This is a genomic window from Bradyrhizobium sp. Kon58 (assembly GCF_055807455.1).
In genome coordinates, this window is the sequence record NZ_JBVVOT010000006.1 from 52961 (window position 1) to 67153 (window position 14193).

General features: G+C 65.2%; 9 protein-coding genes. 3 read left to right on the plus strand and 6 right to left on the minus strand.

All coding sequences use genetic code 11. The features are described from left to right. Positions 1-107 precede the first annotated feature (107 nt). Complete coding sequence (locus tag AC0L20_RS13195) at positions 108-1385, plus strand: acyl-CoA dehydrogenase family protein (RefSeq protein WP_275170548.1); 1278 nt, start codon at positions 108-110, stop codon at positions 1383-1385. Positions 1386-1542: 157 nt separating this feature from the next. Here AC0L20_RS13195 and yghU read toward each other — a convergent pair whose 3' ends face one another. Then, the gene (gene yghU / locus AC0L20_RS13200; protein ID WP_473288871.1) at positions 1543-2424 is read right to left on the minus strand and encodes a glutathione-dependent disulfide-bond oxidoreductase; all 882 of its coding nucleotides are present in this window, start codon (positions 2422-2424) and stop codon (positions 1543-1545) included. Between the two features lie 304 nt (positions 2425-2728). Between yghU and AC0L20_RS13205 the strand changes: the two genes are divergently transcribed. Together AC0L20_RS13205 and AC0L20_RS13210 are read left to right on the plus strand one after the other, a co-directional pair. Further along, positions 2729-3862: a nitronate monooxygenase gene (locus AC0L20_RS13205; protein ID WP_473288872.1), complete on the plus strand. Its 1134-nt coding sequence runs from the start codon at positions 2729-2731 to the stop codon at positions 3860-3862. 119 nt (positions 3863-3981) lie between these two features. Continuing rightward, the gene (locus AC0L20_RS13210) at positions 3982-5499 is read left to right on the plus strand and encodes an acetyl-CoA acetyltransferase (RefSeq protein WP_473288873.1); all 1518 of its coding nucleotides are present in this window, start codon (positions 3982-3984) and stop codon (positions 5497-5499) included. A 147-nt stretch (positions 5500-5646) separates the two neighbouring features. Here the strand turns inward: AC0L20_RS13210 and AC0L20_RS13215 are convergent, their stop codons facing one another. The 5 genes from AC0L20_RS13215 to otnI form a co-directional block, all read right to left on the minus strand. Next, positions 5647-6849 (minus strand): efflux RND transporter periplasmic adaptor subunit, encoded by a 1203-nt coding sequence (locus tag AC0L20_RS13215; protein ID WP_473288874.1) that lies wholly within the window; start codon positions 6847-6849, stop codon positions 5647-5649. After that, positions 6836-10015, minus strand: coding sequence for an efflux RND transporter permease subunit (locus tag AC0L20_RS13220; RefSeq protein ID WP_473288875.1), 3180 nt, complete (start codon positions 10013-10015; stop codon positions 6836-6838). Before AC0L20_RS13220 ends, AC0L20_RS13215 begins: the two co-directional genes overlap by 14 nt. Positions 10016-10260: 245 nt before the next feature. After that, positions 10261-11952 (minus strand): methyl-accepting chemotaxis protein, encoded by a 1692-nt coding sequence (locus AC0L20_RS13225; RefSeq protein WP_473288876.1) that lies wholly within the window; start codon positions 11950-11952, stop codon positions 10261-10263. Positions 11953-12120: 168 nt separating this feature from the next. Further along, positions 12121-13410, minus strand: coding sequence for a 3-oxo-tetronate kinase (gene otnK / locus AC0L20_RS13230; RefSeq protein ID WP_473288877.1), 1290 nt, complete (start codon positions 13408-13410; stop codon positions 12121-12123). Next, entirely contained in the window at positions 13407-14189 is a 783-nt protein-coding gene (gene otnI / locus AC0L20_RS13235; RefSeq protein WP_473288878.1) for a 2-oxo-tetronate isomerase, read from the minus strand. Before otnI ends, otnK begins: the two co-directional genes overlap by 4 nt. Positions 14190-14193: the final 4 nt, after the last annotated feature.

Consider the following 14193-nt stretch of genomic DNA (forward strand, 5'->3'; position numbering starts at 1 on the left):
ATTCCATCACGTGGCATGGCTCGCGTTGGAAAAATGCGCGCTCGCGCTTTGGCCGCGCTGCGACTATTCTCCGGCTCAACGCGATCTCAGCGCCCCCGGGAGGAACAATGACAAAACACACCTATATTCCCCGCACCACCAACTACACCCTCAATCCCGGCGACGAGCTCAACGACCTCAGGATGTCGGACCAGGTGCGGCCGCTCTACGATCACGTCAGGAAGTTCATCCGCGACACCGTCGAGCCGATGTCGATCGAGTTCGCCAAGGCCGGCGAAGGCAAAGAGGATCGCTGGAGCTTCACTCCGAAGCAGCTCGAGGTGCTGGAGAAGGCCAAGAACAAGGCCAAGCAGGAAGGCCTCTGGAACTTCTTCCTGCCCGACGACGAGACCGGCCAGGGCCTGAAGAATCTCGACTACGCCTATATCGCATCCGAGCTCGGCAAGAGTCCGCTCGCCTCGGAGAGCATGAACTGCTCGGCGCCTGATACCGGCAACATGGAGGTGCTGGAGCGCGTCGGCACCAAGGAGCAGAAGGAGAAGTGGCTGAAGCCGCTGATGAACGGCGAGATCCGCTCGGCCTATGTCATGACCGAGCCGAACGTCGCCTCCTCCGATGCCAAGAACATCTCGACCACCGCCAAACTCGTCGGCGACGAATGGGTCATCAACGGCGAGAAATACTACATCTCCGGTGTCGGCGATCCCCGCTGCAAGATCCTCATCGTGATGGTGAAGACCAATCCGGATGCGGCGCCGAGCAAGCAGCAGTCGCAGATCCTGGTGCCGCGCGACACGCCCGGCGTCGAGGTGCTCGGCCCCATGTACGTGTTCGGCCAGGACCACGCGCCGCGCGGCCACATGCACATGCGCTTCAACAATGTGCGCGTGCCCAAGGAGAACATCCTGCTCGGCGAAGGCCGCGGCTTCGAGATCTCGCAGCTTCGGCTAGGGCCGGGCCGCATCCATCACTGCATGCGCACCATCGGCAAGGCCGAGAAGGCGCTCGATTTGATGGTGCAGCGTGGCCTCACCCGTGAAGCCTTCGGCAAGAAGATCGCCCATCTCGGCGGCAACATGCAGATCATCGCGCAGGCGCGCTGCGAGATCGAGGCGATGCGGCTGATGGTGCTGAAGGCCGCCAAGGCCATGGACGTGCTCGGCAACAAGGAGGCTCGCGTCTGGGTCTCCATGGTCAAGGCCATGGTGCCGGAGCGCGCCTGCAAGATCATCGACCAGTCGATCCAGATGCACGGCGCCACCGGCATCTCGCACTGGACCCCGCTCGCCGAAATGTACCAGGACGTCCGCCATCTCCGCTTCGCGGATGGTCCGGACGAGGTGCACTGGATGGTGGTGGGACGCCATGAGCTGAGCATGGCGTGATCTTTCTTCCCCTTCTCCCCGCTTGCGGGGAGAAGGTTGGGATGAGGGGGAGTCTCCGCGAGGATGCTGTCAGTCGGACTCGCGGAGAGTCCCCCTCACCCGGAATTTGCTTGCGCAAATTCCGGCCTCTCCCCGCACGCGGGGAGAGGCGAAGGGACTACGACGCGGCAGCCTCGCCGATCTTGTCCTGCGTCCTGGTGTCGAAATCGCCGGCATCATGCCGCTCGTGGAGCTGGCTGGCGGGGTCGCCGGAAACGCGGTTGACCATGCGGCCGCGCTTGACGGCGGGGCGCTTGGCGATCTGGTCGGTCCAGCGCTGCACGTGCTTGTAGTCCTGCACCGAGAGGAATTCGCCGGCGCCATAGACCAGCCCCTTGGCGAGCGCGCCGTACCACGGCCATACCGCCATGTCGGCGATGGTGTATTCGCTGCCGGCGAGATATTCGTTGTCGGCGAGCCGGCGGTCGAGCACGTCGAGCTGGCGCTTGGTCTCCATTGCGAAACGGTCGATGGCGTATTCGATCTTGGTCGGCGCGTAGGCGTAGAAATGGCCGAAGCCACCGCCGAGATAGGGCGCGCTGCCCATCTGCCAGAACAGCCACGACATCGCTTCAGTGCGGCTCTTGATGTCCTTCGGCAGGAAGGCGCCGAACTTTTCCGCGAGGTAGAAGAGGATCGAGCCGGACTCGAAGACCCGGATCGGCTCCGGTCCGGAGCGGTCCATCAGCGCCGGGATCTTGGAATTCGGATTGATGTCGACAAAGCCGCTGCCGAACTGGTCGCCGTTGCCGATCTTGATGAGCCAGGCGTCATACTCCGCGCCCTTGTGGCCGAGCGCCAGAAGCTCCTCCAGCATGACCGTGACCTTCACCCCGTTCGGCGTCGCCAGCGAATAGAGCTGGAAGGGATGCTTGCCGACCGGCAGCTCCTTGTCATGGGTGGGACCGGCAATGGGACGGTTGATGCTGGCGAACTGTCCGCCGTTCTCCTTGTTCCAGGTCCAGACTTTCGGCGGCACGTAGGCGGGGGTGTCGGTCATGTGAGGGCTCCGGCGAAAAAGATGCGCTTGCATTAATTAGCCCACGGACGGCCGATGGCAAGCCCTGCCGGCCCTGCGTCCGGCGCGGGCCTCGCGACCGCGTCATGCATTCGACATCGCCGAGGACGACCTGCACCAGAGCCCGCATCTGTCGAGCCAGGCGTACGGCTTCGCGCAACACGGCGTGTGCACGCAAGATGCGACGCCAAATCCGGATTGGCATGGCGCGAGACGATGGTCTAGCGTCGATGAGCCTTCGCTCAAGATTGCAATGACAGCAACGCGAGGCCGCCGGGAGAGAACGATGAAATCGCCGATCTGCGACATGCTGGGCATCGATTTCCCGCTGCTCGCCTTCAGCCATTGCCGCGATGTCGTCGCCGCCGTCAGCCGCGCCGGCGGGTTTGGCGTGTTGGGTGCGACCGTGCACACGCCGGATACGCTGGAGCGCGAGCTGAAATGGATCGACGAGCACGTCGACGGCAAGCCTTACGGCATCGACGTTCTGATCCCCGAAAACATCTCGACTGCGGGCGAGAAGAACGTCACCTGGAAGAGCCTTGAAGCACGCGTGCCACAGGAGCACCGCAACTACACGCGCGATCTCCTGAAGAAATACGACATCGAACTCACGACCACCGAGGTCGCTGACAACCAGCCGCAGCCGTTCGATGGCAGGACCGCGCTGGAGCTGCTGGAGGTCTCGTTCAAGCACCCGATCCGCCTGATCGCCAATGCTCTCGGCGTGCCGCCGAAGGCCATGATCGAGATGGGCAGAAAGCACGGCGTGCCGGTCGCGGCGCTGATCGGCGCCAAGGAGCACGCGCTGCGCCAGGTCGCGGCCGGCGTCGATATCCTCGTGGTCCAGGGCACCGAGGCCGGCGGCCATTGCGGCGAGGTCTCGACCATGGTGCTGGTGCCCGAGGTGATCAAGGCGATCAAGAAGATCCGCGACGTGCCGGTGCTGGCGGCCGGCGGCATCATGACGGGACGGCAGATGGCGGCCTGCATGGCGATGGGTGCCGCGGGCGCCTGGACCGGCTCGGTGTGGCTTGCCACCGTCGAGTCGGAAACCACGGAGATCTTTCGCGAGAAGATGATCGCGGCATCGTCGCGCGATGCGGTGCGCTCGAAGGGCCGTACCGGAAAGCCGGCACGGCAGCTTCGTTCGGTGTGGACCGACGCCTGGGACCGCGCAGCCGAGAGCCCCGGCGCATTGCCGATGCCGCTGCAAAGCATCGTCAGCCGCGACGCCTTCCACGCGATCGATCGCGCGGCGGCGGGCGGCAACACGAAAGCGCGCGATCTCGTGAGTTACTTCGTCGGCCAGGGCGTCGGGCTGATCGACAGCGTGAAATCGGCCGGCGCGGTGGTGCAGGAGTTCAAGGAAGAGTTTGCCGAAGCCGTCGAGCACATGAATGCGCTGGTGGCGGAGTGATTGCCACACACCGTCATTGCGAGCGCAGCGAAGCAATCCAGACTATCACCGCCGGTAGATTTCTGGATTGCTTCGCTACGCTCGCAATGACGAAACAACTGGTATCGTGAATTGAGGCCATGACCGACAAGACCAATATCCCCGAAGATCGCATCCCCGTTATCGTCGGCATCGGCGAGATCGTCGACCGCCCAAAGGAGATCACCGAGGGCCTCGAGCCGCTCGACCTGCTCGAACAGGCGCTGCTGCGCGCGGAAGCTGATGCCGGCGCAAAGCTGCTCGGCGAGGTGCAGTCGCTCGACGTCGTAAACTTCCTGAGCTGGCGATATCGCGATCCCGAGCAGCTGCTGGCGCAACGGCTTGGCATCACGCCTGCGCATTGCTATTACGGCCCGGTCGGCGGCGAGAGCCCGATCCGCTACGTCCACGAGGCAGCAAAGCGCATTGCGCGAGGGGAATGTAGTGTTGCCGCGGTGTGCGGCGCGGAGGCACAGTCGACGGCGACCAAGGCGGAGCGCGCCGGCACGAAGCTGCCATGGACGCCGTTCGCCCATGACGTCGAGGAGCCGAAACGCGGCGCGGCGTTCCAGAAACCGCTGGCCGTGAAGCTCGGCGTGTTCCGGCCCGTGACCGTCTATCCGTTCTATGAAGCGGCATCGTCCGCCCATTGGGGCCAGACGCCGCGCGAGGCGATGGCGGAGTCAGGCGTGCTGTGGTCGCGCTATTCGGAAGCTGCCGCGCAAAATCCCAGTGCCTGGTTGAAGCGGCGCTATGCGCCGGACGAGATCACGACGCCGACCGCGGACAACCGCCTGATCGCGTGGCCCTACAACAAGCTCATGGTTGCCAACCCGAGCGTGAACATGGGGGGCGCACTGCTGCTCACCAGCCTCGCCAGGGCGCGCGCGGCCGGCATCGCCGAGGACAAGCTCGTCTACCCGCTCGGCGGCGCCTCGGCCGAGGAGCCGCGCGACTATCTCTTGCGCGACCAGTTTTACGAGAGCCATTCGCAGAATGCCGTCTTGAAGGCCGTGATGGATCTCGCCGGCGGCGACGGCAAGACGTTCGACGCGATCGAGCTCTATAGCTGCTTTCCGTGCGTGCCCAAGATGGCGCGGCGGACGCTGGGCCTGGGTGCGGACGTGCAGCCGACCGTGACCGGCGGCCTCACCTTCTTCGGCGCGCCGCTCAACACTTACATGACGCATGCAGCCTGCGCGATGGTGCGGCGGGTGCGCGACGGCGCAAAGCTCGGCCTGCTCTACGGCCAGGGCGGCTTCGTCACCAAGCATCATGCGCTGGTGGTGTCGAAGGTGCCGCCGCGCGAAGCATTGGCACAGGAAACGAGCGTGCAGGCTTCGGCGGACAGCAACAAGCGCGCGGTGCCGGAGTTCGTCACGGATGTCTCGGGCAAAGGCAAGGTCGAGAGCCTTACGGTGCTCTACGGCCGCGGCGGCGATGTCGAGCACGGCGTGGTGATGCTGCGGACGGAAGATGACAGGCGCACGCTGGCGCGGATACCGGCGAGCGACGCGGCGACACTGGCGCATGTGCTGAACATGGACCGCACGCCGGTGGGCTCGCTCGGCGAGATCGCGATGGCCGCGGATGGCGTGCCGGAGTGGCGGGTGGCGTAGGGGTCTCCCTCGCCCCGCTTGCGGGGAGAGGGTGGGGGTGAGGGGGAGTCTCCGCGAGGACGGTAAGAGTTGGACTCGCGGAGAGTCCCCCTCACCCGATCGCTTCGCGATCGACCTCTCCCCGCAAGCGGGGCGAGGTAAATGAGGCTACCCCTTCGGCGCCTGCTGCTCCGACGCGGTCGCCGGCTTGCCCTTGGCACCGGCGCCGGTGACGCGGACCTGGTCGCCGTCGGAAAGGCCGTCCGGTGGTGCGGTGATGACGCGATCATCCGCTGCAATTCCCGAGGCAAGCTCGATCTCGCGGCCGAGATCGCGCGCGATGGTCACCGGCTTGAACAGCACCTTGTCGTCCGGACCGACGGTTGCGACGCGCAGGCCGCTGCCGTTGAAGATCAGCGCGCTGGCGGGAATGCTGAGCGGCGCGGCGTCGCGCTGCAGGCTGAGCTTCACGCTGGCGTAGCCGCCGGGCATCAGCTCGCCCGAGGAATTGTCGAGACCGAGTTGCATGCGCGTCGTGCCGGAGGCGACATCAACCGCCTGCGAGGAGGCCTCCACCGTCGCCTGGAAGGTCCGGTTCGGATACTCCGGCAGCACGATGGCGGCCTTGGCGCCGATCTTGATCGCGGGCACGTAGTTCTGGGGCACGTTGATGTAGACGCGCAGCTTGGTGATGTCGGAGACCACGAACATCGCCGGGCCCGAGCCGCCGCCTGAATTGATCAGCGCACCGACGTCGGTGTCGCGTGCCGTGACCACACCGTCAAACGGAGCGGTGATCTTCTTGTAACCGGCCAGCGCTTCGAGGCGCTCGACATTGGCCTGGCCCGAACGAACCGCCGCGTTCTTGTTGGAGAGATCGGCGGTACGCTCGTCGATCTCCTGCGCGGAGACGAAGTTGGAGGCGACCAGCGTCTTGCGGCGGTTGAGGGTGGCTTCCGACAGCCTGGCGCTGGACTGCTGGCTGGCGAGGTCGGCGCGGGCCTGAAGCAGTTGCTGGTCGAGGTCGGGCGCCTCGATCTCGGCGATCACCTGACCGGCCTTCACCCGCGCACCGATGTCGGCGCTCCAGCTTTTGAGATAGCCGGGAACGCGGGCAAAGATCGGCGCGCGATAATAGGCTTCGAGACGGCCCGGCAAGTCGATGGTCGCATTGAGAGCCTTGGCATTGGGCAGCGTCACCGCGACGCTGGGAACGGCCTGGTCATCGGTCCAGGCCTTCAGCTTGGAGCCCTGCTCCTCGCGGGCACGGATGCCGGTGCCCACGACCAGGCCCGCCGCGATCAGCGCCACCACGCCGAAGATGCCCAGTTTCCGGTGCGACACCGGGGAGCGGGGTTCAGTGGGCGACATGCGGGGTCTCCAGGGAGGCGGCGGCTTTGGCGCCTTGCTTCTTGTGTACCATGCTGAACACCACGGGAACAAACATCAGCGTGGCGAAGGTTGCAAAGATCAGGCCGCCGATCACGGCGCGGCCGAGCGGCGCATTCTGCTCGCCGCCCTCGCCGAGTCCGAGGGCCATGGGCGCCATGCCGATGATCATGGCGAGCGCGGTCATCAACACCGGGCGGAACCGGACGAAGCCGGCTTCCAGCGCCGCGGCGATGGGATCACCGAGCTCTTCGTAGCGCTCGCGCGCGAACGAGATCACGAGCACGCTGTTGGCGGTGGCAACGCCCATGCACATGATGGCGCCGGTCAGTGCCGGCACCGACAGCGTCGTCTCGGTGGCGAACAGCATCCAGACGATGCCGGCGAGTGCTGCCGGCAGCGCCGTGATGATCACGAAGGGATCGGACCAGGACTGGAAGTTCACGACGATCAGGAAATAGATCAGGACGACCGCGCCGAGCAGGCCGAACAGCAGGCCCGTGAAGGCGCTGTTCATGGTCTGCACCTGGCCGAGCAGCACCACGGAAGAGCCTTTCGGCACCTCTTTGGCGGTGTCGGCGATCACCTGGCGGATGTCGGTCGCGACCGCGCCGAGATCGCGGCCCGAGGTCGTGGCGAAGATCTGCACCATCGACTGGATGTCGTATTGCGAGACCACCGCGCTCGAGGTCGAGCGCTTGATGTCCGCGATGCCGCCGAGGATCGGCGACTGCGAATTGCCGGCCGCCGTGATCGGCAGCGTCTGAAGCGCGCTGAGCGAATCCATCTGGTATTGCGGCGTCTGCATCACGATCGAATAGGACACGCCGTTATCCGGATTGAGGTAGTAGGTCGGCGCCACCTGCGAGGAGCCGGCAAGGTTGACCACGAGACTGTTGGTGACGTCGCGCTCGGTCAGTCCGACATATTGCGCGCGGGTGCGGTCCACATCGATGTTGAAGGTCGGATTGTTCGGCGATTGCTGGATGCGCGCATCCGCGACGCCGGGAATCCTGCGGACCTTGGCCAGCAGATTGTTGGCATAAGCGAAGTTGGCGCTGATATTGGCGCCGCGGATCTGCAGGTCGATCGGTGCCGGCGCGCCGAAGTTCAGGATCTGGCTGACGATGTCCGCCGGCAGGAAGGCGAAGCTGACGCCGGGGAACAGCCGCGGCAGTTGCTCTCGCAGCACGCGCACATGCTCCTCGGTCGGCTTGTGGCCTTCCTTCAGCTTGATCTGGATGTCGCCATCCTGCGGGCCGATCACGCCGGTGTTGTTGTAGGTCATGTTGATGCCGGAGATCGGCATGCCGATGTTGTCGGTCAGCGTTTCGATCTCGCCCGGGATCAGCTTGCGGATCGCCTTCTGCACGTCGGCGAGCTGGTTCGCGGTCTCCTCGACGCGGGTGCCGACCTGGGTGCGGACGTGCATCAGGATGTTGCCAGCATCGACCGCGGGGAAGAAGTTGCGCCCGAGGAACGGCACCAGCGCGAAGGACGCGCCGACCACGCAGAGGAAGCCGATCACGAACACCGGACGGTGCGCGAGCGCGAGTCCGAGGAAATTGTGGTAGCCGCCGCGAATACGCTCGAAGCGAGCCTCGAAACCGCGCTGGAACCACACCAGGGGATTGCGCGACTTCGGCGGACCGTCCTCGTGATGGACATGCGGTTGCAGCAGGTAATTGGCCATGGTCGGCACCAGCGTGCGCGACAGCAGGAACGACCAGATCATCGCGAACATCACCGCTTCCGCCATCGGCACGAACAGGAAGCGCGCCACGCCGGTGAGGAAGAACATCGGCACGAACACGATGCAGATGCAGAGCAGCGAGACGAAGGCCGGCGTCACGATCTGGTTGGCGCCGTCGAGGATCGACTGCTCGACCGGCTTGCCCTGCTCCAGATGGTAGTTGATGTTCTCGATCGTGACGGTGGCGTCGTCGACGAGGATGCCGACCGCGAGCGCGAGACCGCCGAGCGTCATGATGTTCAGCGTCTCGCCGATCGCCGACAGCATGATGATGGCGCCGAGCACGGAGAGCGGGATCGAGACCGCGATGATCACGGTCGAGCGCCAGCTGCCGAGGAACAGCAGGATCATGACGCTGGTGAGCAGCGCCGCGATCACGCCTTCGATGGCGACGCCTTCGATGGCGCCGCGGACGAACACCGACTGATCGCCGATGAAGCCGATCTTGAGCGCGTCCGGCAGCTGGTCCTTGACGTCGATCACCTTCTGCTTGATGCCCGCGATAATGTCGAGCGTCGAGGTCGCGCCGGCCTTCAGCACCATCATCAGCACCGAGCGGTTGCCGTCGACATGGACGATGTTGGTCTGCGGCGGGTTGCCGTCGCGCACGGTCGCGACGTCGCGCACATAGACCATCGCGCCGTTGACCGTCTTGATCGGCAGATTGCCGAGCTCCTCGATCTTGAGCGGCGAGTTGTTGAGCTGGATGTTGTATTCGAACTGCCCGATCTTCTGGGTGCCGACCGGCGTGATCAGGTTCTGGGCCGCGAGCGCGTTGGCGACGTCCTGGCCGGACAGGCCCCTCGCCTGGAGCGCGGTCGGGTCGAGATCGATCTGGACCTGGCGCTGCTTGCCGCCGAATGGATACGGGATCGCAGCACCCGGCACGGTGACCAGCGGCGTACGCAGCTGGTTGATGCCGATATCGGCGAGGTTCTGCTCGGTCAGGCCGTCACCCGACAGCGCCACCTGGACGATCGGCACGGTGGAGGCGGAGTAGTTCAGGATCAGAGGCGGCGTCGCGCCCGGCGGCATCTGCTTGATCAGCGTCTGCGAGATCGCGGTGACCTGCGCATTGGCGGTGCGGATGTCGACGTTCGGCTGGAAGAAGATCTTGATGATGCCAAAGCCGTTATAGGAATTGGCGGTGATGTGCTCGATGTCGTTGACCGTCGTGGTCAGCGCGCGCTGGAACGGCGTGGTGATGCGGCCCGACATCTGGTCGGGCGGCAGGCCGGTGTATTGCCAGACCACCCCGATCACGGGGATGCGGATGTCCGGGAAGATGTCGGTCGGCGTCCGCAGCGCCGCCAGCGGTCCGATGATCAGAAGCAGGAGCGCGAGCACGACAAACGTGTAGGGCCGGCTCAGGGCAATACGGACCAGAGCAATCATTCGTTGGGCAATTCCAGATCAGGGACCGGAAACACCGCCCCCGCGGGTTCCTCGGCTGATTTACCTGAAGACCGCACAAATGGCCAACGACGCTGCGGCACCTGCGGTAACTTCCCTGCTATCGCACTGCGAAATCGCATTCCAGATATGCAGCTCAGGCCCGAAAGATGACAGAAGCCGCTGTTCCCCGCGTAAAAAAAGCGGCGCCCGCGGACGCCGCTTTCAGGAATTCCGTGCCTGCCAGCCTAGGCCGCGCGGACGTTGGTCAGGAACTTGCTGACTTCGGTCTTGAGCCGGTTCGAGTCGTTCGACAGCATCTGCGCCGCCGACAGCACCTGCGAGGAGGCCGTGCCGGTCTCGGTCGCGCCGCGCTGCACGTCGGTGATGTTGGAGGAGACCTGCTGGGTGCCCTGCGCCGCCTGCTGTACGTTGCGGGCGATCTCCTGGGTCGCCGCGCCCTGCTCTTCCACGGCCGCCGCGATCGCCGATGAGATCTCCGACAGACGCTCGATGGTCGACGAGATCTCCTTGATGGCGCCGACCGAGTCGTTGGTCGCCGCCTGGATGCCGGAAATCTGCTGGCCGATCTCACCGGTCGCCTTCGCGGTCTGCTCGGCGAGCGCCTTCACCTCGGAGGCGACGACCGCAAAGCCGCGGCCGGCTTCGCCGGCGCGTGCGGCTTCGATGGTCGCGTTCAGCGCCAGAAGGTTGGTCTGGCCGGCGATGGTGTTGATGAGCTCGACGACGTCGCCGATGCGCGAGGCTGCCTTGGAGAGTTCGCTGACGCGTTCGGTGGTGGTGCGCGCCTGGCCGACGGCGTCGCCCGCCATCCGCGCAGATTCCTGCACCTGACGGCTGATCTCGCCGACCGATGAGGCCATCTCCTCGGTGGCCGAGGCCACCGACTGCACGTTGGTCGAGGCCTCCTCCGACGCTCCGGCAACCGTGGTCGCCAGCCGCTGGGAGCGGTCGGCGGTCGAGGTCAGCGTCGAGGCGGAGGCCTCCAACTGGGTCGAGGCCGACGACACGGTCTGGACGATCTCGCCGATCATCGTTTCGAATTCGCGGGTGATGTTGTCGACGCGGCGGCCGCGCTCGATCTTGGCTTCGGCATCGGCGGCGGCAGCCTCGTCGGCGGCCTTCTTGGCGATCAGCGCGTCCTTGAAGATCTGGAGCACGTCGGCCATGGCGCCGATCTCGGTCTTCTCACCACGGTGCGGAACCTCGGCGGAAAGGTCGCCCTTGCCGAGTGCCTGCATCGGCTGGGTAATCGAGTTGATGCCGTTCGAGACGTCCTGCACCAGGTAGAAGCCAACGCCGGAGCCGACAAGGACGGCGGCGCCGAGAATGATCGCGACCAGCATGAAGGCATAATAGTAGCTGTTGGCGGCATCCTGCGCGGCCTGGTCGCCACCCTTGGTGTTGAGCTCGATGTCCTTGCGCAGAACCTCGTCGGCCTGAAGCCCGATCTTGTTGACCGTCTTGGTGTTCAGCTCATGCGCCTCGTGCGGGACCTTGCCGGCCTCCTTGCGCGACAGCGCCATGACCTCCTGGGTGCCCTTCTTGTAATCGTCCCAGAACCTGGACCATTCACCGTAGAGTGCCCGTTCTTCAGGCGAGGTAATCATGTCCTCGTAAGTTTTGCGGAATTTGGTGTTGGCCTCGATCACGGTCGCAAGCGTCTTCTCTGCCGCGAGCTTCTCGTCCAGCGTTTCCGACAGCATGTGCTCTCGGATGACGTTGCGGTAAGTGATGACGCCGGCACGCAGGTCGCCGAGCACGCGCACGCTGGGCATCCAGCTCGTGGTGATGTCGACGGTGTTGGCATTCATCGACCGCATCTTCATGACGGCGAGCAGGCCCATGCCGGCCATCGCGACCAGCAGGAACGCCACGACACTGATGATCTTGGCGCGGATGGAAATGGTGGCGAGCATATGGAGTCTCTTTGTGCTGGCGCGGCGGCGCGTCCGGAAATCTACGAATCAACCTAAGGGAGCAGCACCGACATCCAACACCAGAGCACCTGAGCAGACGTTAACGACGACTCCGTACGAGTACGGAAGCCTGAAACAAGTGAACACGACACTAAAAATGCCCTGCGCTCAGCGCATGAGCCTAAGCGCATCGGAGAAAAACTCGGGCCCGCCGAAATTTCCGGACTTCAAGGCAAGCAACATGTCGCTTTTCTCAGCACCGACCGCGCGCAGCACCGGGACGCCCGCCGCAATCTCTACTCCGACGAGAAATCCGGGGATCTTCAGGCGGTCGACCACGGCACCGGATGTCTCCCCGCCGGCAACGACCAGGCGCTTGACGCCGGCCTGCACCAGACCCTCGGCGATGTCGGCCATCGCCTGCTCGATGGCGTGACCGGCCGCGTCGCGACCGTGGCGCGCCTGGAGCGCTGCGACCTGATCCGGCGTCGAGCTCGATGCGATCAGGACCGGACCGTCCGCCAGTCGCGGCTTCGCCCAGGCCAGCGCGCGCTGCGCCTCGTCCTCGCCCGTAGTTATACGGTCCGGATCGAGATGCAGCACCGGCATGACACGCTCGGCATTGGCGATCTGCTGGAGCGTCGCCTGCGAGCAGCTTCCGGCAAGGCACGCCGCCGGTCCGCCGACCGCTGCCCCCGCCTCGCTGCTCGCCGCGCTCGATGCGATCTTGCCCGTCGACACCAGCGCCCGCGCCAGCCCAAGACCCATGCCGGAAGCGCCGACCGACAGCCGATGCTGGACAGCGACGAGGCCGATGGTCTCGAGGTCGCGATCGAAGACGGCGTCGATGATCGCCGCGCCAATGCCCTTGCCGGCGAGTTCGGCCAGCCGCGTCCGCACGGCATCCGCGCCGCGCGTGACGGTAGCGAGATCGACCAGGCCGATTTGCGTCTTGCTCTGGCGCGCCAGGACGCGGACCAGGTTGGAATCGTGCATCGGGTTGAGCGGATGGTCCTTCAGCGGGCTCTCGTTCAACGGCACGGCGCCGACGAACAGATTGCCCTGATAGACGGTGCGGCCGGTCTCCGGAAACGCCGGCGTCACCAGCACGGCCGCCTCGCCGCAATCGGCGCGCAGCGCGTCCATCACCGGGCCGATATTGCCGGCATCGGTGGAATCGAAGGTGGAGCAGATCTTGAACAGCACGTGGCTTGCGCCGCGGCCGCGTAGCCATGTCTCGGCCGCGCGCGAGCGCGACACGGCGATGCCGGCCTCGATCGAGCGGCTCTTTAAGGACACCACGACGGCGTCGACCTCGGGCAGCGCGAGATCGTCCGCGGGTACGCCGATGGTCTGCACCGTGCGCAGGCCCGCGCGCGTCAGCGTGTTGGCGAGGTCGGAGGCGCCGGTGTAGTCGTCGGCGATGCAGCCAAGAGATATTTTCGCTGCAACTGTCACGGCTTCACTCCCGCATAAGGCTTGAACCAGGCGAGGCCGTCGGTGGTCTTGCCGCGCGGATTATATTCGCAGCCGACGAAGCCGGCATAACCGAGCCGGTCGAGCTCGGCGAACAGGAACGGATAGTTCAGCTCTTCGCCGTCGGGCTCGTTGCGCGAGGGAATGCTGGCGATCTGGATGTGGCCGATCAGCGGCATCATCTCGCGCAGCCGCATCGTGACGTCGCCATGGATGATCTGGCAGTGATAGATGTCGAACTGGAGCTTCAGGTTCGGAAGCCTCAGCTCCTGGATCAGGTCGCGCGCGAAGCCGAAATCGTTGAGGAAATAGCCGGGCACATTGCGCGCATTGATCGGCTCGAGCACGATGTCGATGCCGTGCGGCGCGAAGAACTCGGCGGCCCACGCCACGGATTTGTAGAACGCCTCGATGGCAACCCGCTCGCCGCGGTTGGCGATGCCCGCCATCAAATGCAGCCGCTTGACGCCGGTCGCCTTGGCGTAGGGCAGCGCGGTCTCCAGGCTCGCCTTCAGCTCGGCGAAGCGCGACGGGAGCGCCGCAAAGCCCTTCTCGCCGGCATTCCAGTCGCCCGGCGGCAGATTGAATAACGCCTGGGTCAAGGCGTTGCGCTTGAGCCGCTCGCCGACCGCTTCGGCCGGATGCTCATAGGGAAAGAGAAACTCGACGGCAGTGAAGCCAGCTGCCGCAGCGGCATCGAAGCGATCGAGGAACGGCACCTCGGTGAACATCATCGAGAGATTGGCGGCGAAATGGGGCATGGGA